22 protein-coding genes and 1 other annotated feature are annotated in these 22303 nt (G+C 42.7%); of the genes, 20 read left to right on the top strand and 2 right to left on the bottom strand.

The features are described from left to right. The first annotated feature begins 30 nt into the window (after positions 1–30). The 3 genes from WA279_RS19035 (at position 31) to comZ (ending at position 1838) form a co-directional block, all read left to right on the top strand. A complete protein-coding gene (locus tag WA279_RS19035) occupies positions 31–588 on the top strand; it encodes a hypothetical protein (RefSeq protein ID WP_336156354.1) in 558 nt (185 codons plus the stop codon). A 90-nt stretch (positions 589–678) separates the two neighbouring features. After that, on the top strand, positions 679–1632 hold the full coding sequence (gene med, locus WA279_RS19030; protein ID WP_160244045.1) for a transcriptional regulator Med: 954 nt from the start codon (positions 679–681) through the stop codon (positions 1630–1632). A gap of 14 nt (positions 1633–1646) precedes the next feature. After that, a complete protein-coding gene (comZ, locus tag WA279_RS19025; protein ID WP_003224559.1) occupies positions 1647–1838 on the top strand; it encodes a ComG operon transcriptional repressor ComZ in 192 nt (63 codons plus the stop codon). A 29-nt stretch (positions 1839–1867) separates the two neighbouring features. Here the strand turns inward: comZ and yjzB are convergent, their stop codons facing one another. Next, positions 1868–2104 carry a spore coat protein YjzB gene (gene yjzB / locus WA279_RS19020; RefSeq protein ID WP_015383342.1) on the bottom strand — a complete coding sequence of 79 codons (237 nt, stop codon included), beginning with the start codon at positions 2102–2104 and terminating at the stop codon, positions 1868–1870. 164 nt (positions 2105–2268) lie between these two features. Between yjzB and fabH the strand changes: the two genes are divergently transcribed. The 9 genes from fabH to WA279_RS18975 all read left to right on the top strand — a co-directional run bounded on the left by fabH (position 2269) and on the right by WA279_RS18975 (position 12127). Continuing rightward, positions 2269–3207 carry a beta-ketoacyl-ACP synthase III gene (fabH, locus tag WA279_RS19015; RefSeq protein WP_003232971.1) on the top strand — a complete coding sequence of 313 codons (939 nt, stop codon included), beginning with the start codon at positions 2269–2271 and terminating at the stop codon, positions 3205–3207. Between the two features lie 22 nt (positions 3208–3229). Then, positions 3230–4471 (top strand): beta-ketoacyl-ACP synthase II, encoded by a 1242-nt coding sequence (gene fabF, locus WA279_RS19010; protein ID WP_336156353.1) that lies wholly within the window; start codon positions 3230–3232, stop codon positions 4469–4471. Positions 4472–4546: 75 nt separating this feature from the next. Then, complete coding sequence (locus tag WA279_RS19005; RefSeq protein WP_336156352.1) at positions 4547–5332, top strand: DUF2268 domain-containing protein; 786 nt, start codon at positions 4547–4549, stop codon at positions 5330–5332. Between the two features lie 192 nt (positions 5333–5524). Next, entirely contained in the window at positions 5525–6511 is a 987-nt protein-coding gene (gene appD, locus WA279_RS19000) for an oligopeptide ABC transporter ATP-binding protein AppD (protein ID WP_003232965.1), read from the top strand. After that, positions 6508–7497 (top strand): oligopeptide ABC transporter ATP-binding protein AppF, encoded by a 990-nt coding sequence (appF, locus tag WA279_RS18995; protein ID WP_041056494.1) that lies wholly within the window; start codon positions 6508–6510, stop codon positions 7495–7497. Before appD ends, appF begins: the two co-directional genes overlap by 4 nt. A gap of 87 nt (positions 7498–7584) precedes the next feature. Beyond that, complete coding sequence (locus tag WA279_RS18990; RefSeq protein ID WP_336156351.1) at positions 7585–9216, top strand: peptide-binding protein; 1632 nt, start codon at positions 7585–7587, stop codon at positions 9214–9216. A 74-nt stretch (positions 9217–9290) separates the two neighbouring features. Next, the gene (locus WA279_RS18985; protein ID WP_014476430.1) at positions 9291–10241 is read left to right on the top strand and encodes an ABC transporter permease; all 951 of its coding nucleotides are present in this window, start codon (positions 9291–9293) and stop codon (positions 10239–10241) included. Between the two features lie 16 nt (positions 10242–10257). Further along, positions 10258–11169, top strand: a complete 912-nt coding sequence (gene appC / locus WA279_RS18980; protein ID WP_336156349.1) for an oligopeptide ABC transporter permease AppC — start codon at positions 10258–10260, stop codon at positions 11167–11169. 205 nt (positions 11170–11374) lie between these two features. Next, complete coding sequence (locus tag WA279_RS18975) at positions 11375–12127, top strand: YjbA family protein (RefSeq protein WP_336156347.1); 753 nt, start codon at positions 11375–11377, stop codon at positions 12125–12127. Positions 12128–12161: 34 nt separating this feature from the next. Here the strand turns inward: WA279_RS18975 and trpS are convergent, their stop codons facing one another. After that, positions 12162–13154 (bottom strand): tryptophan--tRNA ligase, encoded by a 993-nt coding sequence (gene trpS / locus WA279_RS18970; protein ID WP_086344582.1) that lies wholly within the window; start codon positions 13152–13154, stop codon positions 12162–12164. 58 nt (positions 13155–13212) lie between these two features. Further along, positions 13213–13427, bottom strand: a binding site (T-box leader). A 470-nt stretch (positions 13428–13897) separates the two neighbouring features. Here trpS and oppA point away from each other — a divergent pair. The 8 genes from oppA (at position 13898) to spx (ending at position 22141) form a co-directional block, all read left to right on the top strand. Continuing rightward, entirely contained in the window at positions 13898–15535 is a 1638-nt protein-coding gene (gene oppA, locus WA279_RS18965) for an oligopeptide ABC transporter substrate-binding protein OppA (protein ID WP_015252360.1), read from the top strand. A 107-nt stretch (positions 15536–15642) separates the two neighbouring features. Then, a complete protein-coding gene (oppB, locus tag WA279_RS18960) occupies positions 15643–16578 on the top strand; it encodes an oligopeptide ABC transporter permease OppB (protein WP_003245554.1) in 936 nt (311 codons plus the stop codon). 3 nt (positions 16579–16581) lie between these two features. After that, positions 16582–17499, top strand: a complete 918-nt coding sequence (gene oppC / locus WA279_RS18955) for an oligopeptide ABC transporter permease OppC (RefSeq protein WP_015252359.1) — start codon at positions 16582–16584, stop codon at positions 17497–17499. Positions 17500–17503: 4 nt separating this feature from the next. Beyond that, positions 17504–18580: an oligopeptide ABC transporter ATP-binding protein OppD gene (oppD, locus tag WA279_RS18950; RefSeq protein ID WP_072173823.1), complete on the top strand. Its 1077-nt coding sequence runs from the start codon at positions 17504–17506 to the stop codon at positions 18578–18580. A 1-nt stretch (position 18581) separates the two neighbouring features. Further along, on the top strand, positions 18582–19499 hold the full coding sequence (oppF, locus tag WA279_RS18945) for an oligopeptide ABC transporter ATP-binding protein OppF (RefSeq protein ID WP_003245567.1): 918 nt from the start codon (positions 18582–18584) through the stop codon (positions 19497–19499). A gap of 106 nt (positions 19500–19605) precedes the next feature. Beyond that, the gene (locus tag WA279_RS18940) at positions 19606–20823 is read left to right on the top strand and encodes an MFS transporter (protein ID WP_010886478.1); all 1218 of its coding nucleotides are present in this window, start codon (positions 19606–19608) and stop codon (positions 20821–20823) included. A gap of 163 nt (positions 20824–20986) precedes the next feature. Beyond that, positions 20987–21565 (top strand): GNAT family N-acetyltransferase, encoded by a 579-nt coding sequence (locus WA279_RS18935; protein ID WP_003224597.1) that lies wholly within the window; start codon positions 20987–20989, stop codon positions 21563–21565. Positions 21566–21745: 180 nt separating this feature from the next. Continuing rightward, entirely contained in the window at positions 21746–22141 is a 396-nt protein-coding gene (gene spx, locus WA279_RS18930; protein ID WP_014476435.1) for a transcriptional regulator Spx, read from the top strand. Positions 22142–22303 lie beyond the last annotated feature (162 nt).

Here is a 22303-nt window from a genome sequence, read left to right as displayed (position 1 = left end):
AAATGAAAAACCGGAAGGGCGGCAGATGCAATGGAATCAACGCTGATTGTAGGTGCGGACGAATTTTTCGGCCTTTCATTATGTGAGCGAATGATGGATGAAGGCATACATGTTGACGTTGTTCTGGCGGAAACAGAAGATAAAATGAGACAAATGTACTTAGAAGAAAGACTCATGTGGCTTGGGAGAAATGAACTCTTTCGCCAGCTTGAGCACATTGGAGATCAAAAGTATGATACAATTTGTATCCAGTTCGGAAGTTTTTTGCCTTTAGAACAATGTGATTCTCCTTATATTTTAGTATATGAAGAAGACCGAAAAGAATGGGAAAAACGTGAAAAAACAGGCTCGGAAAAAACCGTGATCCTGCCGAAAATGTATGGGCCATGGAAAGAAGAAACAGAGGAAGACGGCTATTACACAAACGACGTCGCTGACGAGTTGCTGAGATTCCTGTTAGAACCAAGCCGTCATAGCAAAGATCAGCTTTTTGAATTGCAAGTCACAGAGAAAACCTCAAAAGAAGAAGCAAAAACAAAAATTATCGAGTGGAAAAGACAATTTTCATCAATTTTCGACAAATATTAAGAAAAACCTTCCATGTTTCGAGTTTTCTAGATACAATAAACGTATAAAAATAATACATGTTATAGCTTGTCAAAAGGAGTTGAACATGACTTGATCACAAGGCTTGTCATGATCTTTTCTGTCCTCCTTTTATTGAGTGGATGTGGACAAACTCCGTTCAAAGGAAAAATTGAGAAGGTCGGCATGCTCTTTCCTGATACGATTAATGACCTCGTATGGGGCACAAAAGGGTATAAAGGATTACTGAATATACAATCCAAATACAATGTGGACGTCTATTATAAAGAAGGCGTTAAAACAGAAGAAGATATCATAAATGCGATTGAGGATTTTCATAAGAGGGGCGTCAATCTGCTCTACGGCCATGGGAGTGAATATGCTGAGGTGTTTAACTTGGTCGGCGAAGATTATCCAGATATGGAATTCGTCATTTCCAATGCGAAAGCGAAAGCTGATAATGTAACGAGTGTCCATTTTAGCGGGGAAGCAATGGGCTTTTTTGGAGGAATGACTGCTGCCCATATGTCGAAAACGAATCAGGTCGGTGTAATTGCCTCCTTTACGTGGCAGCCTGAGGTTGACGGTTTTATCAAAGGGGCCAAGTATGAAAATCCGGATATAGAGGTAAATACGAAATATACGGATCATTGGGATGATGATACGACAGCAGTAAAGCTTTATCAGAAAATGAAGGACGAAGGCGCGGATGTTGTATATCCCGCCGGAGACGGATATAATGTTCCTGTTATTCAGCAAATCAAAAAAGACGGTCTTTATGCCATAGGCTACGTCACAGATCAATCGGATCTGGGCGAGAATACCGTATTAACCAGCACGGTGCAAAATGTGGACAAGGCCTATGAAATCATTGCTGAACAATTTAACAAAGGCACCCTTGAGGGCGGCGATCATTACTACGACCTGAATACGGGAGTCGTTGAGATGGGGACATTCAGCCCACTCGTCGATAAAGACTTTCAGCAAAGAATCGCCAAGCTGATCAAAACATACAACAAAACAGGCGAGCTGCCAAAAAACGAATAATGGAGTGACGTCACATGCAGCACGAAAAATCACTTGAATTCTTGCAAATTGCCATGAAATATCTCCCTGAAGCGAAAGAACAGCTTGAGAAATCAGGCATTGAGCTCTCAATGGAGGCAATCCAGCCGTTTATGAATCTATTTACAACGGTAATGGCGGAAGCTTATGAGCTTGGGAAGTCTGACGCTAAATCTGAAACAGAATAAGAAGAAGCCACTTTTTTGAAAGTGGCTTTTCACATGATTTTCTTTTTAATAGCGGAGAGCATGGGCGCAAGCTCCTTTAAAGCAGGCTTGATTTGATCTAGAGAGTTCATAATTGAACCGATTTGGTCCATAATATGCATGTAATTAATCGTCTCTTCGTCGTTTGTCTGAGAAACCTGAGAAACCTCCTCTTGCTGTTCCTCCTTCTCTTCTGTTGGTTTTGCTGCATCGCCGAACATCATTCTTGAAAACACATCCAACTGCATACGCCTCCTTTCCATATACCATACTCTATGAGTAAGATGAACTGATAGTTTAGACGAATATATTGCCATGTGAAAAAAAATAGGATAGAATTAGTACCTGATACTAATAATTGATCACAACCTGATTGATCTTCTAAATTTAAGATATAAAGGAGTCTTCCCTTATGAAAGCTGGAATACTTGGTGTTGGACGTTACATTCCTGAGAAGGTTTTAACAAATCATGATCTTGAAAAAATGGTTGAAACTTCTGACGAGTGGATTCGTACAAGAACAGGAATAGAAGAAAGAAGAATCGCAGCAGATGATGTGTTTTCATCACATATGGCTGTTGCAGCAGCGAAAAATGCGCTGGAACAAGCTGAAGTGGCTGCTGAGGATCTGGATATGATCTTGGTTGCAACTGTTACACCTGATCAGTCATTTCCTACGGTCTCTTGTATGATTCAAGAACAACTCGGCGCGAAGAAAGCGTGTGCTATGGATATCAGCGCGGCTTGTGCGGGCTTCATGTACGGGGTTGTAACCGGTAAACAATTTATTGAATCCGGAACCTACAAGCATGTTCTAGTAGTCGGTGTAGAGAAGCTCTCAAGTATTACCGACTGGGAAGACCGCAATACAGCCGTTCTGTTTGGAGACGGAGCAGGCGCTGCGGTAGTCGGGCCAGTCAGTGATGACAGAGGAATCCTTTCATTTGAACTAGGAGCCGACGGCACAGGCGGTCAGCACTTGTATCTGAATGAAAAACGACATACAATCATGAATGGACGAGAAGTTTTCAAATTTGCAGTCCGCCAAATGGGAGAATCATGCGTAAATGTCATTGAAAAAGCCGGACTTTCAAAAGAGGATGTCGACTTTTTGATTCCGCATCAGGCGAACATCCGTATCATGGAAGCTGCTCGCGAGCGTTTAGAGCTTCCTGTCGAAAAGATGTCTAAAACTGTTCATAAATATGGAAATACTTCTGCCGCATCCATTCCGATCTCTCTTGTAGAAGAATTGGAAGCCGGTAAAATCAAAGACGGCGATGTGGTCGTTATGGTAGGGTTCGGCGGAGGACTAACATGGGGTGCCATTGCAATCCGCTGGGGCCGATAAAAAAAGGTGAGGTGCACACAAGATGACTAAAAAAAGAGTAGTTGTTACAGGACTTGGAGCATTATCTCCACTTGGCAACGACGTCGATACAAGTTGGAATAACGCAATCAACGGTGTGTCCGGAATCGGTCCGATCACTCGTGTTGATGCTGAAGAATATCCGGCAAAAGTTGCCGCTGAATTAAAAGATTTTAATGTTGAAGATTATATGGATAAAAAAGAAGCCAGAAAAATGGACCGCTTTACACAATATGCAGTTGTGGCTGCGAAAATGGCGGTTGAAGATGCAGATCTTAACATTACCGATGAGATCGCGCCGAGAGTCGGTGTTTGGGTAGGCTCCGGTATTGGAGGACTTGAAACACTAGAGTCTCAATTTGAAATCTTCTTAACAAAGGGCCCAAGACGGGTAAGCCCGTTTTTCGTGCCAATGATGATTCCTGACATGGCGACAGGCCAGATTTCTATTGCATTAGGAGCAAAAGGAGTGAACTCTTGTACGGTTACAGCATGTGCTACAGGAACGAACTCCATCGGTGACGCGTTTAAGGTTATTCAGCGCGGTGATGCAGACGTGATGGTCACAGGCGGAACAGAAGCGCCGCTGACAAGAATGTCATTCGCCGGCTTTAGTGCCAACAAAGCTCTGTCTACTAATCCAGATCCGAAAACAGCGAGCCGCCCGTTTGATAAAAACCGTGATGGCTTTGTCATGGGGGAAGGTGCAGGGATTATCGTTCTTGAAGAACTTGAGCATGCCCTGGCCCGCGGCGCTAAAATTTACGGAGAAATTGTCGGCTACGGCTCAACCGGAGACGCTTATCATATCACAGCACCGGCCCAAGACGGTGAAGGCGGAGCGAGAGCGATGCAAGAAGCCATTAAAGATGCAGGCATTGCACCTGAAGAAATTGATTACATCAATGCTCACGGGACAAGCACGTATTACAACGACAAATACGAAACAATGGCGATTAAGACCGTTTTTGGCGAGCATGCGCATAAACTTGCGATAAGCTCTACAAAATCGATGACAGGCCACCTCTTAGGAGCAGCCGGCGGTATTGAAGCCATTTTCTCTATCCTGGCCATTAAAGAAGGCGTGATTCCGCCGACAATCAATATTCAAACACCTGACGAAGAATGTGATTTGGATTATGTGCCTGATGAAGCCCGCAGACAGGAACTTAATTATGTTCTCAGCAACTCATTAGGATTCGGCGGACACAACGCAACATTAATCTTTAAGAAATATCAATCATAATCAAGCCAAACCGGCTGCCCTTAAAGGGTAGCCGGTTTTTTTTGTGTGCATAGGATTAAAAGAGGAGGCGATCACATGAGTATAGAACAAACATATAGCTGGCTCAGGAAGGCCGGTTCAATAGATGATTTGGCGCATTACATTATCCCGCTTTTTTCAGGTGCGGAGAAAAAGAACTGGAAGGGCATTCTGGGGCATCTTCAGCATCATGGGATGTTTAAAAACATAAAAGAGGGTATTCAGACTGTTTCCAAGCTGAAGGAAAAAGGTTTTTACGGACATATCCAAAAGGAAGAACAGTACCTCAAAAACAAATGGCAAGGTCCTGATGTACCAATTGTCACGCTGCCGGTTGATGAACGAAACAGGAGAATCCGTTTAGAATTCGGATCAAAATCAGGACTCGCCTTTCAAGACAAAATGTTCCTTTTTCTTTCGTCAGATTTAGGTTTTGGGTCGGTATCGGCCCTTATGACGCATGAGTATCATCACGTTTGCCGGTTAGGTCATCTGACAAAAGAGGAAAAGGATGTCACATTACTTGATACAATCATCATGGAAGGGCTGGCGGAATATGCTGTTTATGAGAGGTTCGGCCGAAGTCAAACGGCTGAATGGACGACTTGGTATACACCGGAACAGCTTCAGGCTTTATATGAAAAAAAGATTGCGCCCCATCGGGATATCAAACGGGATAATCGATTATTTCCCCAGCTGTTATTCGGCAAAGGATATCAGCCAAAAATGCTTGGATACGCAGTTGGATTCAATATTGTAAAAAAATATTTAACTGCCAGCAAGGCAAGCGCCGCAGACGGACTGTCCATTCCTGCTGAAACCTTTTTGGATGCAATGCTTTAAAAGGATAAAATAATGGAATTTCATTAATAATATTACATTTATCCTAAAAAATTCTTGATTTTGCAAAATGATTGTAATAATATACAACTATAAAATTTTTCGATAATTCAATATTATTTATTATTTCTGAATAAAGGGATTGCTTTCTCTTGAAAACGTTTGACAACAAGAGGGGGGGAAAGGGGAGCTAGCATGAGCACACTTTTAGAAGTGAATAATTTAAAGACTTATTTTTTCAGGAAAAAGGAGCCGATCCCTGCGGTTGACGGAGTCGATTTTCACATCAGCAAAGGCGAAACCGTCGCGCTTGTAGGTGAATCGGGCTCCGGAAAAAGCATTACTTCTTTATCAATTATGGGCCTCGTCCAAAGCTCAGGCGGAAAAATCATGGACGGCTCTATTAAACTCGAAGACAAAGACCTCACCTCATTCACTGAAAACGATTATTGCAAAATCCGCGGTAACGAAGTATCCATGATCTTTCAGGAACCAATGACCTCCCTTAATCCGGTGTTAACAATCGGAGAACAAATTACCGAAGTGCTGATTTACCATAAAAACATGAAGAAAAAAGAAGCCCGTCAACGAGCTGTTGAACTCTTGCAGATGGTCGGTTTCTCCCGGGCGGAGCAAATTATGAAGGAGTACCCGCATCGGCTGTCCGGCGGTATGAGACAGAGGGTGATGATTGCCATCGCACTGAGCTGTAATCCTAAACTGCTCATTGCCGATGAACCAACGACAGCGCTGGACGTGACAATACAAGCCCAGGTGCTGGAGCTCATGAAAGATCTCTGTCAGAAGTTCAATACATCGATTCTTCTGATCACACACGACTTAGGTGTCGTGTCTGAGGCTGCCGATAGAGTAATTGTCATGTACTGCGGACAAGTCGTAGAAAACGCTACCGTTGATGACTTATTTTTAGAACCGCTTCATCCGTATACAGAAGGCCTGCTTACGTCAATTCCTGTTATAGATGGAGAGATTGATAAATTAAATGCGATTAAAGGCAGTGTGCCTACACCGGATAATCTGCCGCCGGGGTGCCGTTTTGCCCCAAGGTGCCCGAAAGCTATGGATAAGTGCTGGACAAATCAGCCTTCGCTTTTGACACACAAAAGCGGAAGAACGGTGAGATGCTTTTTATATGAGGAAGAGGGTGCCGAACAATCATGACAGCAGCTAATCAAGAAACAATCTTAGAGCTTCGTGACGTAAAAAAATACTTTCCGATCCGGTCAGGCCTTTTTCAAAGAAAAGTCGGTGATGTAAAAGCGGTGGATGGTGTTTCATTTTCGTTAAAAAAAGGAGAAACACTCGGAATCGTTGGAGAGTCGGGCTGCGGAAAATCGACTGCCGGCAGAACGATGATCAGACTGTACAAACCGACAGAGGGCCAAATTCTTTTTAAAGGGCAGGATATTTCCAATCTGTCAGAGGAGAAGCTGCGGAAAAGTGTCCGCAAAAATATTCAAATGGTTTTCCAAGATCCATTTGCTTCGTTAAACCCGAGGAAGACACTGCGTTCCATCATAAAGGAGCCGTTTAATACACACAACATGTATACCATGCGTGAACGAAACGAAAAAGTTGAAGAGCTGCTTGCAAGAGTAGGCCTTCACCCGTCGTTTGCAAGCCGTTATCCTCATGAGTTTTCCGGCGGCCAGCGTCAGCGGATCGGCATTGCCAGAGCACTCACTTTGAATCCAGAACTGATCATTGCAGATGAGCCGGTATCCGCACTTGATGTATCCATTCAGGCCCAAGTGATTAACTTGATGGAGGAATTACAGGAGGAATTTAATCTTACGTATCTATTTATCTCTCATGATCTGAGTGTCGTCCGCCATATCAGCGACAGAGTCGGAGTAATGTATCTTGGCAAAATGATGGAACTGACCGGCAAGCATGAGCTTTATGACAACCCGCTTCACCCATATACCCAAGCGCTTTTATCCTCCGTTCCTGTTACAAGAAAAAGAGGATCTGTCAAACGTGAACGCATTGTCCTGAAGGGAGAACTGCCTAGTCCGGCCAACCCGCCAAAAGGCTGCGTATTCCACACAAGATGTCCTGTTGCAAAATCGATATGCAAGGAACAAATACCAGAATTTAAAGAAGCTGCTCCCAGCCACTTTGTGGCTTGTCACCTTTATAGCTAATGTTGCCCGCACAGCTTTGAGAGGGGGTATGCACACTACATAAACAACAGCTAAGAAGAACGAACATTTCAAGAGGGGGAATATCTAATGAAAAGACGGAAAACCGCACTGATGATGCTAAGTGTATTGATGGTTCTGGCCATCTTTTTATCAGCCTGCTCGGGATCAAAATCAAGCAACAGCAGCGAGAAAAAATCAGCAGGCAAACCGCAGCAAGGCGGGGATTTGGTTGTTGGTTCAATCGGAGCGCCAACACTTTTCAACTCATTATATTCAACAGATGAATCAAGTACAGATATTGAACAAATGATTTACAGCTTTTTAACGAAAACCGATGAAAACTTAAATGTCAAAATGTCACTGGCGGAAAGTGTGAAAGAGCTGGATGGCGGATTGAAATATGATGTAAAAATCAAAAAAGGCGTTAAGTTCCATGACGGAGAAGAGCTTACTGCCGATGATGTCGTCTTTACGTACAGCATTCCGCTGAACAAGGATTACAAAGGAGAGCGCGGCTCTAACTTTGAAATGCTGAAATCAGTAGAGAAAAAGGGAGATTATGAGGTTTTATTTACGCTGAAATACAAAGACCCTAACTTCTATAACAATACGTTAGACAGCTACGGGATTCTGCCTGAGCACATTTTAAAAGATGTACCGGTTGCAGAGCTTGAAGATAACGAATTTAATAGAAAAAATCCAATCGGCTCGGGGCCTTTCAAATTTAAAGAATGGAAAGACGGACAATACGTGAAGCTTGTTGCCAATGATGACTACTATGACGGCCGTCCGTATTTAGACAGTGTCACGTATAAAATCATTCCTGACGCCAATGCAGCAGTTGCCCAGCTTCAGGCCGGAGATATTGATTTCTTTAACGTGCCGTCAACTGACTATAAGACAGCTGAATCGTTTAATAATGTCAAAGTCGTAACAGATTTAGCGTTAAGCTATACGTATATCGGCTGGAATGAGAAAAATGAGCTGTTTAAAGACAAAAAAGTGCGCCAGGCGCTTACGACAGCTTTAGACCGTGAAACAATGGTGCAAACCGTATTAGATGGGGACGGGAAGGTCGCTTATATCCCTGAAAGCCCGGTTTCATGGAACTATCCGAAAGATATAGAGGTGCCTAAATTTGAATACAACGTCAAAAAAGCTAAGAAGATGCTGAAAGATGCCGGCTGGGAAGATACTGACGGTGACGGCATCCTCGATAAAGAAGGTAAAAAATTCGAGTTTACACTGAAAACGAATCAAGGAAATAAAGTTCGTGAAGACATTGCAGTTGTTGTTCAAGAACAATTGAAGAAAGTCGGGATTAAGGTAACGCCGCAAATCGTTGAGTGGAGTGCATTAGTAGAACAGACAAATCCACCTAATTGGGACTATGACGCAATGGTTTTAGGATGGAGTTTATCAACGTTCCCAGACCATTACGATATCTTCCATTCTAGCCAGTCTGAAAAAGGCTTAAATAACATGTGGTACAAAAACCCTGAAGTTGATAAGCTTCTCAAAGATGCAAAATCAATCAGTGACCGCAACGAATACTCAAAAGCTTACGAAAAGATTTACCAAAAACTTGCTGAAGATCAGCCGTATACCTTCCTTTACTATCCGAACAACCATATGGCGATGCCGGCTAACTTAGAGGGTTATGTGTATCATCCAAAACGCGAGTTGTACCAAATTGAAAAATGGTGGCTTGCCCAATAATTTTCCCTTGCAGGGGAGGGAGTGCGTTTCCTTCCCCTTTGAATTTGAAAAAGAACAACGAAGGGGACAAGAATATGGTTACATATATTATTCGAAGAACGTTATCTTCGATTCCTATTCTTTTGGGAATTACAATTTTGTCTTTCATTATTATGAAAGCCGCTCCAGGGGACCCGATGACACTTATGATGGATCCTACGATCAGCCAGGCAGACAGGGCTCAGTTTATTGAAAAGTACGGTCTCAATGACCCTGAGTATGTTCAATATTTAAAATGGCTAGGCAATATGGTTCAAGGTGATTTCGGCACATCCATCATCAGAAAAGGGACGCCTGTTTCAGAACTGATTTTAGCACGGCTGCCCAACACACTCCTCTTGATGCTGGTGTCAACAATTTTGGCGCTGATCATTTCCATCCCATTCGGGGTAATTTCTGCAAAAAAACCTTATTCGAAGCTGGACTACGGCATTACATTTACTTCATTTATCGGTTTGGCAATCCCGAATTTTTGGTTCGGTTTGATTTTAATCATGGTGTTTGCCGTGAATCTCGGCTGGTTTCCAACCGGGGGAGTCGCCACCCTTAACTCAGATTTCAGTATAGTAGACCGGATTCATCATTTGCTTTTACCCGCTTTTGTGCTGGCGACAGCTGATATGGCAGGCTTAACGAGATATACAAGATCCAATATGCTTGATGTTTTAAATCAAGATTATATTCGGACTGCCAGATCAAAAGGTTTCAAAGAGAATCGAGTATTATTTAAGCACGGCTTGCGGAATGCACTATTGCCTGTTATTACGATTTTCGGCTTAATGATTCCTTCCTTTATTGGCGGAGCGGTTGTCGTAGAGCAGATTTTCACTTGGCCGGGATTAGGAAAGCTGTTTGTCGATTCAGCATTCCAGCGCGATTATCCGGTTATCATGGCAATGACTGTGATCTCGGCGGTTCTTGTCGTTGTCGGAAACCTCATTGCAGACATCCTTTACGCGATTGTTGATCCGCGGATCGAATATTAAAAGGAGGGAAACAGAGATGTCAGAGCTGCAAACAACTCCCTCGCCGGAGATCAGGCTGAAAGAAAATATTTCGAAAAAGCCAGAAACAATGACAAAGATTTTCTGGGAAAAATTCTCGAAAAACAAACTGGCCATTTTAGGTGCCGTTATTCTTTTTATCATTATTATGTCGGCTGTTTTCGCCCCTTTAATTGCACCTTATCCCCAAGAGCAGCAAAGCCTGCTTGATAAATATAAGGCGCCGGGCCTTGAACATCTGATGGGAACGGATAAATTTGGACGTGATATTTTCAGCCGGATCCTATATGGAGCGCGTGTCTCTTTATTGGTTGGATTTGCGTCCGTAGTCGGTTCGATTTTGATCGGAACGGTTTTAGGAGCATTAGCCGGATATTTCAGAGGAATAGTGGATGCTGTCATTATGCGTGTAGTTGACATTGTGTTATCCATTCCTGATATTTTCTTGTTGATCACGCTGGTCACCATCTTCAAGCCGGGTGTGGACAAACTGATTTTAATTTTCTGTCTCACAGGATGGACCACAACAGCACGATTAGTAAGGGGAGAATTCTTGTCGCTCCGTTCAAGGGAATATGTTCTTGCTGCTAAAACAATTGGAACAAAAACGCACAAAATTATTTTTTCTCATATCCTGCCCAATGCGTTAGGGCCGATTATTGTGTCAGCTACGCTGAAAGTAGGGTCTGTTATTCTAGCTGAATCGGCGCTAAGCTACTTGGGCTTTGGAATCCAGCCGCCAATCGCTAGCTGGGGAAACATGCTTCAGGATGCTCAAAACTTTACATTAATGATTCAAGCATGGTGGTACCCGTTATTTCCCGGGCTATTTATTTTAATGACCGTTTTATGCTTCAACTTTGTCGGTGATGGCCTGCGGGATGCGCTTGACCCGAAAAATATTAAATAAAAATGAATATCATATCTGTTATAAAATATCACCAAATCAGAAAAAAAGCAGATCTCCTTTTGTCAGAAAATATACAAAGAGATCTGCTTTTTATGATTCTTACATAAACCCAGTGATTCCAGATTTCCTCAATCTCTTTGGAATAATTTCTCTATCCCTTGCCTATACTGTGGACAACAGTTTTTATAAAAGTGAGGGGTTAGAGATGTTATTTCTTCATGATGTGTGGGTCAATTGGTTTGAAGGGGAAGAAAATGGCTACAATGTATGCCACTTTCACGAATGGCGCAAGGAAGATACGGTTGAGCTTTTGGATCAGGTGCCGCTGTTAAGGGTGCCGTCAGTACTGTTTCATTACATAGAAAACGATTTGTCAGAGCTTCCGAAAGGTTTGCTTGAAGACATACATCAGAAATCGTACATTCGGAAAAATCATGAGCGGACAAAGCTTGAGTATTGTTTTGTCGTAACAGACGGAATCGGCATTTTAGCTGTCGACACGATCGGCTACACGATCCCTGTCAGAAAAAGCCGTTTAATCCCAAGACAGGAGCAGCTCGTTTATGAAATGGTAAAAGATGTAGAGCCTGAAGCATATGAATTTGAGCCAAAGAAGCTGGAATCCTCCAAGGAATATCACATCTTATCATTAGCACCAGAACATGTCAGAGGACTGACTAGAAAAGAACGGCAAATTAAGCAGCTGATGTTTATGGCGCTTGACCAATTAAAAGGGCTGAAAAACCGGGCTGAAATCGGCTACTGGTACACAGAGTGGAATCCGCATATGTATGAACAAATCAAAAGGATGAGCTTTGAAGAGATTTGGGACATGCTGTATAACGAAACAATTGAAGGCTGGTCGGACAAGCACCTAGCTTTTTGCGAAAACCTAATAAAAGGACAGCCTTTTTTCGAAAAGCTTTGGGAAATGGAAAACGAATCAAAGGTCAACTAAAAAAAACCGCTCTTTGCAAAGAGCGGTTTTTTGATTAGCGTCTTTTTCTTCCAAGACCCATGGCATTCTCCATTTTTTTCAGCATTTTGTTTGCTGTCCGGTTCGCTCGTTCCGCGCCTTCATCAAGAATCCGGTCTAATTCTTCAGATTCTACCAGCTCGTAATAGCGGTCCTGGATCGGTTTTAATGCGTTCACCACGACTTCTGCCAAATCACCTTTAAACTCGCCGTAGCCTTTTCCTTCGTACTTTGCTTCAAGCTCTTCAATTGTCGTATTGCCGAGGATTGAATAAATCGTAAGAAGGTTGGAAACGCCCGGTTTGTTTTCTTTATCAAATTTCACAATGCCTTCAGAATCTGTCACAGCGCTTTTGATTTTCTTTTCAAGAAGCTTCGGTTCATCCAGCAGGGTAATATAAGCTTTCTGATTCGGATCAGATTTGCTCATTTTCTTCAGCGGATCATTCAGAGACATGATACGTGCACCGACTTTTGGAATTTTCACTTCCGGAATCGTGAAGATGTCGTTGTATTTTTTGTTGAAGCGTTCTGCGAGATTCCGCGTCAGCTCAAGGTGCTGCTTTTGATCCTCACCGACAGGCACAAGATCCGTTCCGTACAGCAGAATATCAGCGGCCATCAGCGGCGGGTATGTTAACAGGCCGGAGACGACAGCTTCATTGCCTTTGGATTTGTCCTTAAATTGAGTCATTCGTTCAAGCTCGCCGATATATGCGACACACTGCATCATCCATCCGGCCTGTGCATGCGCGGGAACCTCTGACTGAATAAATAATGTTGCTTTTTCTGGATCAAGTCCGACAGCTAAGTAAAGCGCCGCGAGATTGCGGATATTCTTTCTAAGCTCAAGCCGGTCTTGAGGAACTGTTATCGCATGCTGATCGACGATGCAAAAATAGCTGTTATAATCATGCTGCAGTTCGACAAACTGCTTCATTGCACCGATATAGTTGCCGAGCGTCACTGAGCCGCTTGGCTGAATGCCTGAAAAAATCGTTTGTTTCATGAAAACATCAACCTCATTTCTTAAAACATAATAAAAAAGGCTCATTCTTCCCCTGTAAAAAAGGGACGAATGAACCGTGGTACCACCCTGATTATTCCATTAAAATGGAATCACTCTGACGTTTGTAACGGAGACTGCTCCGGCTGAGCCTACTTTTTTCCAGTTCGGTCAGCTGCTCCAAAGTCCATTCCACATTGCCCGTTATCTGCTCCCAGCACCGCAGACTCTCTTCAAACGGGTGAAATGTGTACTACTCTTTTTCATAGCAAGCTTTTCTTTTGATTGCTTCATTATAAATCAATTATAACCAATTGTCATCATGAAAAAACATTCTTTTTTCCAGTAAAATTGTAATAATATAAATAACACGAGTGCTGTAAAATCCTTAAATGATAACTGCTATCAGCGTAAAAACAGGCAGATATTATATGTAAAAAGCAATATGGGCAGAAAACACATGAAAAAGTTTTTAATCAATTTATGCTTTAAATGGTAGAAGGATATTATGTTCATGGAAGAAAAACTAACGAAGTTTAAATATTTTAAATTGATAAAATAATATTGCAATAAATTATTTGTTTCATTATAATGAACTTGTTCACTCTATTGTTACAGCTTTTTTACAAAAATAATCAGAAAAGACGGAACAGAATAAAAGTTGTGGAAACTCAGGTTCATTTGTCTGATATTTCTGAGGATTTAGCCGTAAGGAGCTGAAAATTATTATTAGGGGGTTTGCGAATATGAAAAAACGTTGGTCGATTGTCACGTTGATGCTCATTTTCACTCTCGTGCTGAGCGCGTGCGGCTTTGGCGGCAGCGGATCAAACGGTGAAGGGAAAAAGGACAGTAAAGGAAAGACGACACTTAACATTAATATTAAAACTGAGCCGTTCTCCTTACATCCGGGATTGGCAAATGATTCAGTATCAGGCGGTGTCATCCGTCAGACTTTTGAAGGATTGACACGTATCAATGCAGATGGTGAGCCTGAAGAAGGCATGGCTTCTAAAATTGAAACGAGCAAGGACGGAAAGACATATACATTTACCATTCGTGATGGTGTGAAATGGTCTAATGGAGACCCTGTAACAGCACAAGATTTTGAATATGCTTGGAAATGGGCGCTTGATCCTAATAACGAATCACAATACGCTTACCAGCTCTACTACATAAAAGGTGCTGAAGCGGCGAATACCGGCAAAGGCAGCCTAGATGATGTGGCAGTAAAAGCTGTGAATGACAAAACGCTGAAGGTTGAATTAAATAACCCGACTCCATATTTCACTGAATTAACTGCGTTCTATACGTATATGCCGATCAATAAGAAAATTGCAGAGAAAAATAAAAAGTGGAATACAAATGCCGGAGATGATTATGTATCAAACGGGCCGTTCAAAATGACGGCATGGAAACACAGCGGTTCTATTACTCTCGAAAAAAATGACCAGTATTGGGATAAAGACAAAGTCAAACTGAAGAAAATCGATATGGTTATGATCAACAATAACAATACGGAACTGAAAAAATTCCAAGCTGGCGAACTTGATTGGGCCGGTATGCCGCTCGGACAGCTTCCAACAGAATCCCTGCCGACCCTGAAAAAAGACGGTTCTTTACATGTTGAGCCGATTGCAGGTGTGTATTGGTACAAATTCAACACTGAAGCTAAGCCATTAGACAACGTAAATATCCGTAAAGCTTTAACATATTCGCTTGACCGTCAGTCGATTGTTAAAAACGTTACGCAAGGAGAGCAAATCCCGGCAATGGCTGCAGTGCCGCCTACAATGAAGGGATTTGAGGATAACAAAGAAGGCTACTTCAAAGACAATGATGTCAAAACAGCAAAAGAATACCTTGATAAAGGCCTAAAAGAAATGGGCTTAAGCAAGGCATCTGATTTGCCAAAAATCAAATTGTCTTACAACACTGATGACGCACACGCGAAAATCGCTCAAGCAGTACAAGAAATGTGGAAGAAAAATTTAGGCGTTGATGTTGAGCTTGATAACTCAGAGTGGAATGTCTATATTGATAAGCTCCACAGCCAAGATTATCAAATCGGCCGTATGGGCTGGCTCGGCGACTTCAATGATCCTATCAACTTCCTTGAATTGTTCCGTGACAAAAACGGAGGAAATAACGATACAGGCTGGGAAAATCCAGAATTCAAAAAGCTTCTGAATCAGTCACAAACTGAAACAGATAAAACAAAACGTGCAGAGCTGCTGAAAAAAGCAGAAGGTATTTTCATTGATGAAATGCCGGTTGCCCCAATCTATTTCTATACTGATACTTGGGTACAGGATGAAAACCTAAAAGGTGTTATCATGCCAGGTACTGGTGAGGTTTATTTCAGAAACGCATATTTTAAATAAGGCTACGTCTGAAAATAAAAGACCTCAAGGTATATGGGGAGAAAAGCCCCATATACCTTTCTTACTGATGGAGTATAAAAATGTAAAAACCATGGAGGTGTTCCCCCTTGCTAAAATATATCGGAAGACGTTTAGTCTATATGATTATCACACTATTTGTGATTGTAACTGTGACATTCTTCTTAATGCAAGCAGCACCGGGCGGGCCATTTTCAGGTGAGAAAAAGCTTCCGCCTGAAATTGAAGCAAATTTAAATGCGCATTATGGCTTGGACAAGCCGCTGTTTGTACAATATGTCAGTTATTTGAAATCAGTTGCAATGTGGGATTTCGGACCGTCATTTAAATATAAAGGTCAGAGTGTTAACGACCTGATCAGTTCAGGTTTCCCCGTTTCATTTACTCTTGGAGCAGAAGCTATTCTCCTCGCTTTAGCGTTAGGTGTATTGTTTGGGGTCATTGCAGCCCTTTACCATAATAAGTGGCAGGATTATACCGTCGCGATTTTAACGATATTTGGTATTTCGGTTCCGAGCTTTATCATGGCGGCTGTTCTGCAATATGTGTTCTCCATGAAGCTTGGGCTGTTTCCGGTCGCGGGGTGGGATTCCTGGGCATACACCTTTTTGCCTTCAATCGCACTTGCTTCCATGCCGATGGCGTTTATTGCCAGACTTTCCCGTTCAAGCATGATCGAAGTGTTAAACAGTGATTATATCCGCACAGCGAAAGCGAAAGGGCTGTCCCGCCCAGCGGTTACAGTGCGGCACGCCATTCGAAACGCGCTTTTGCCGGTTGTTACATATATGGGCCCGATGGCCGCACAGGTCTTAACGGGGAGCTTCATTATTGAAACCATTTTTGGGATTCCGGGGCTTGGTGCACACTTCGTCAACAGTATTACAAACCGTGATTATACGGTCATTATGGGTGTAACGGTGTTCTTCAGTGTCATCTTGCTATTGTGTGTATTAATCGTAGATGTGTTATACGGCATTATTGATCCAAGAATCAAGCTTTCCAAAGCAAAGAAAGGAGCCTAGGCCATGCAGAACATTCCAAAAAACATGTTTGAACCAGCCGCAGCGAATGCCGGCGATGCAGAAAAAATAAGTAAAAAGAGCCTTTCCCTCTGGAAAGATGCGATGCTTCGCTTCCGCAGCAATAAGCTTGCAATGGTCGGGCTTATCATTATCGTACTTATTATCCTTATGGCCATTTTTGCGCCGATGTTCTCAAGGTATGATTATTCAACTACTAATCTCTTAAATGCGGATAAGCCGCCTTCAAAAGATCACTGGTTCGGAACAGATGATCTTGGACGAGACATTTTCGTCCGTACATGGGTAGGGGCTCGAATCTCAATCTTTATCGGTGTTGCAGCTGCTATTCTCGATTTGCTGATCGGCGTCATTTGGGGGAGCATTTCAGGCTTCCGCGGAGGCAGAACGGACGAAATCATGATGCGTATCGCTGATATCCTTTGGGCAGTTCCTTCATTATTAATGGTTATCTTACTGATGGTTGTTCTTCCGAAAGGTCTATTTACGATTATTATTGCCATGACGATTACAGGCTGGATTAATATGGCCAGAATCGTGCGCGGACAAGTGCTGCAGCTGAAGAATCAGGAGTATGTGCTTGCTTCACAGACACTGGGTGCAAAAACATCCCGTCTTCTGTTTAAACATATCGTGCCAAACGCGATGGGTTCTATTTTGGTCACGATGACACTGACAGTTCCTACTGCGATTTTCACAGAAGCCTTTTTAAGCTATTTGGGACTTGGTGTTCCGGCTCCGCTGGCAAGCTGGGGAACGATGGCTTCTGACGGATTGCCTGCATTGACCTATTATCCGTGGCGTTTATTCTTCCCTGCCGGATTTATCTGCATTACAATGTTTGGTTTCAACGTTGTCGGCGACGGATTAAGAGACGCATTGGATCCTAAGTTACGTAAATAAGGGAGTGATACGGGTGACACGCCTATTAGAAGTAAAAGATTTAGCAATTTCATTTAAAACATATGGCGGAGAGGTCCAGGCGATCCGCGGAGTGAATTTCCATCTGGATAAAGGGGAGACGCTGGCCATTGTTGGAGAATCAGGTTCCGGAAAAAGTGTAACCTCTCAAGCGATTATGAAGCTGATTCCAATGCCTCCGGGTTATTTCAAACGCGGTGAGATCCTGTTTGAAGGAAAGGATCTGGTGCCGCTGTCCGAAAAAGAAATGCAAAATGTCCGGGGAAAAGAGATCGGCATGATATTCCAAGATCCGATGACCTCTTTAAATCCAACGATGAAGGTCGGTAAACAAATTACGGAAGTGCTTTTTAAACACGAAAAGATCTCGAAGGAAGCGGCTAAAAAACGCGCGGTTGAACTGCTGGAATTAGTCGGTATCCCAATGCCGGAAAAGCGGGTGAACCAATTTCCGCATGAATTTTCAGGCGGGATGAGACAGAGGGTTGTCATTGCCATGGCGCTTGCAGCGAATCCGAAGCTTCTGATCGCCGATGAGCCGACAACTGCTCTTGATGTAACGATTCAAGCGCAAATTTTGGAATTAATGAAGGATTTGCAAAAGAAAATTGACACGTCCATCATCTTTATCACACACGATCTTGGTGTTGTGGCTAACGTTGCTGACCGGGTCGCTGTCATGTACGCGGGACAGATTGTAGAAACCGGTACGGTAGACGAAATCTTCTACGATCCGAGACATCCGTACACTTGGGGGCTTCTTGCATCCATGCCGACACTGGAAAGTTCAGGAGAGGAAGAGCTGACTGCCATTCCGGGCACACCGCCTGATTTGACAAACCCGCCAAAAGGAGATGCTTTTGCCCTGCGGAGCCCTTATGCGATGAAAATCGATTTTGAACAGGAGCCGCCAATGTTTAAGGTATCTGATACTCATTATGTCAAATCGTGGCTGCTTCATCCCGACGCGCCAAAGGTAGAGCCGCCAGAAGCGGTAAAAGCGAAAATGCGTAAACTGGCAAACACGTTTGAAAAACCTGTCTTAGTGAGAGAAGGTGAATGAATTGACTGAAAAACTATTAGAAATCAAACATTTAAAACAGCACTTTGTCACGCCGAGGGGAACGGTTAAGGCTGTAGATGATTTATCATTTGATATCTATAAAGGTGAAACATTAGGGCTGGTTGGTGAATCTGGCTGCGGTAAATCGACAACAGGCCGAAGCATTATCCGGCTGTACGAAGCAACCGATGGTGAGGTGCTGTTTAACGGTGAAAATGTGCACGGGAGAAAATCGCGGAAAAAGCTGCTGGAATTCAACCGCAAAATGCAGATGATTTTCCAAGACCCCTATGCATCCCTGAATCCGAGAATGACAGTTGCTGATATTATTGCTGAAGGCCTTGATATTCATAAGCTGGCGAAAACGAAAAAAGAGCGGATGCAGAGGGTTCATGAACTATTGGAAACAGTTGGTTTAAACAAGGAACACGCGAACCGCTATCCGCATGAATTTTCCGGCGGCCAGCGCCAAAGAATCGGGATTGCCAGAGCTCTTGCTGTTGATCCGGAATTCATTATCGCGGATGAGCCGATTTCAGCTTTGGATGTATCCATTCAAGCGCAGGTCGTGAATTTAATGAAAGAACTGCAAAAAGAAAAAGGGCTCACATACCTGTTTATTGCCCACGATTTATCGATGGTCAAATACATCAGTGACCGCATTGGCGTCATGTATTTCGGGAAACTGGTTGAGCTTGCGCCGGCAGATGAGCTTTATGAAAATCCGCTTCACCCATATACAAAATCATTGCTTTCTGCGATTCCGCTTCCTGATCCGGACTATGAGAGAAATCGCGTTCGCCAGAAATATGATCCGTCTGTCCATCAATTAAAGGATGGGGAAACGATGGAATTCCGTGAAGTCAAACCGGGACATTTTGTGATGTGCACGGAAGCCGAATTTAAAGCTTTTTCATGATTCATCAATCCTTCAAGAGATTTCTCTTGAAGGATTTTTTTGCGTCTTCATAGAAAGTGAGAATGATAACATTTACAATTAGAGGAAAAAGCGGAGGCGAAATACGATTCAATTTCTGCATAACAAAAATGTTTTTGCGCTATTGCTGTCTCAATCTTTTCAATCTTTAGCAGGAGTCCTCGTCACAATCGTTTTAATGGTCCGGATCTATCAAATGACTGACTCCGTTTTTTTGGCGGGCCTTATTTTATCGTTCATGTCGTTTGCGAGTATAGCAGCAAGCTTTTGCGTCTCTCCGGTGCTTCGCATTCTCGGTTTTAAAAAGGTGCTTGCGGGAGCGAATCTGCTGAGAGCGGTCTTTATAATACTGATGGCATACAGCGTCACTCATCACGGACAGGCATTCTTTTGGATTACGCTGCTGTTTGTGTTTTGTTTTTCCTTCGCGGGCGCTTTTTTTCAGCCGGCAAGATTTGCGCTGCTGCCGATTATTGTTCCAAAGAAGCAATATGTAAAAGCGAATGGTGTGATCTCCCTCTCGAATCAATTGTTCTTAACAGCAGGCTGGGGCCTTGGAGGCCTTCTGACGTACGCCGTTCCTTTTGAACTCGTTGTCGGCGCTGCCATTTGCCTGTTTGTTCTATCGGGAGCTTCCATCAGTGTGCTGCATGTAAATGAAGAAGAGGCTGCAGGAACTGCTGAAACAGCATCTGTCAGAAGTATATGGAAGGATTTAATGATCATCCCTATTGTAAGAGACATTACTGTAATGGACATGTTAGAAGCTTTGGCGGGTTCCGTATGGTCATCTGCTATTCTCCTCGCATTTACTGCGGCTGTTTTGCATGAAACAGAGGTGTGGTGGGGGATGTTTAACGCTTCCTATTTTATAGGCGCAATTGTCGGCAGTGTGATTGCTATTCGTTTTTCTTCTTTTTTTGAGCGGAATATGGGCTATGCCATTATGTTCAGCTCGCTTGTAATGTCGGCGCTGACCCTTTTGTTTTCATTTTCTCCAGTCCCATTTTTATGCGCTCTGGCTTGTGCTGCAATGGGGCCTTTTTATCAGGTGCGTGATATTTGCCAGGAAACCATGCTGCAGGAAGTTATTCCCGAGCAGAAACGAATCGGAATCATGGCTGCAAAAAATGCGATTTTGACTCCTTGGTCAGGCGTCACCTACTCCATTATGGGGCTAGTGGCTGATGCTGCTGGTGCGAAAATAGCTTTTATCGCGGCTGCTGCATTATATATCATGACATTTCTGATTGCACTGGCGCAGCCCCGTCTGGTTCATTACAGGCGAGAAAATCGAGTTCAATGAGAAACACTTCAAAATGAACGGAGCAGCTGGCTCCGTTTTGCTGAAAAAAAAATGAAACCATGGCGGAAGTTCGCACGTCTTTATAGATGTAAGGCTGTTTAAACAAGAAGAAATGGGGTATATCTAAAAGTATGAAGACAACGAACTCATAAGGAGCAAATCAATGAACTGGTATGAAAAGCTTAGCGAGTACTTTCCAATTGAAGAAATGAAATCAAAAGCGCATATGGAAGCTCTTCTGAAAGAGCGAAGCGATATTTATCATAAAGATGAAGGCAAACATCATATTTTAATGTTTGCGGAATTCGATTCTTTTATCTTCGTTGATTATCTGTATGTGTCTAAGGATGCAAGAGGGCAGGGGCTTGGCGGCAAATTGATCGCGAAGCTGAAAAAGAAAAATAAGCCCATATTGCTCGAGGTGGAACCTGTGGATGAAGATGATACTGATACAGAAAAACGCCTGAGGTTTTATCAAAGAGAGCATTTCAAGCATGCTCAGTCAATTGGGTACCGGCGCCGGTCATTGGCTACGAATGAAGTAAACAAGATGGAGATTCTGTACTGGTCACCAAAAACAGAATCAGAAGAAGAAATTCTTGAAGCCATGAAACAAACATATGAAAACATTCATACTTATAAAGACGAGAAATGGTACGGGGAATCGTACGAAAAAACGGATGAAGTCCTGAAACTCATTGATGAAGAAAAACAAAAAAATATTTTCGATCAGTTAAGCTAATTGAGAATTAGAACATATCATAAACATTAAAAATTTGCTGGATTGACACATTTTTTTCTTAGGATACTGTTCACACTTACTTTTTTATAGTATAATACCTGTAAAGATTCCTTTTTTAGAGTAATTTCAATTTAAGAATAAAATAGATGTTCATCCTACTAATTAGAGGAGTGAAGATGAATGGTTACACTATACACATCACCAAGCTGTACTTCATGCAGAAAGGCGAGAGCGTGGCTCGAGGAGCACGATATTCCATTTGTAGAAAGAAACATTTTCTCTGAACCTTTATCAATTGATGAAATAAAACAAATTCTTCGAATGACTGAGGATGGTACAGATGAAATCATCTCAACCCGTTCAAAAGTATTCCAAAAACTGAATGTGAACGTTGAATCTATGCCGCTGCAAGATTTGTACCGCTTGATCAACGAGCATCCAGGTTTGCTTCGCCGTCCGATCATCATTGACGAAAAACGTTTGCAGGTCGGATATAACGAAGACGAAATCAGACGTTTCCTGCCAAGAAAAGTTCGCTCTTTCCAATTAAGAGAAGCACAGCGTTTGGCAAACTAATAGATCGTATCATCAAAAGAAGGCTGAGTCATCAGCCTCAGGCTGTCGAGAAAATCTCGACAGCCTTTATTTTTCCCTTAAAATATCAATTCCCCTGTAATAAAATAAAAGAAAGACTGAAAAGGACGGTGTCTTTCTCATGTTCCACACAAGAAACTCTTC

Source organism: Bacillus sp. 204(2023), from assembly GCF_037027505.1.
Taxonomy (GTDB): Bacteria; Bacillota; Bacilli; order Bacillales; family Bacillaceae; genus Bacillus; species Bacillus subtilis.
Note: the sequence above shows the minus strand (reverse complement) of the source record. Positions and strands in the feature narration are given on the sequence as shown.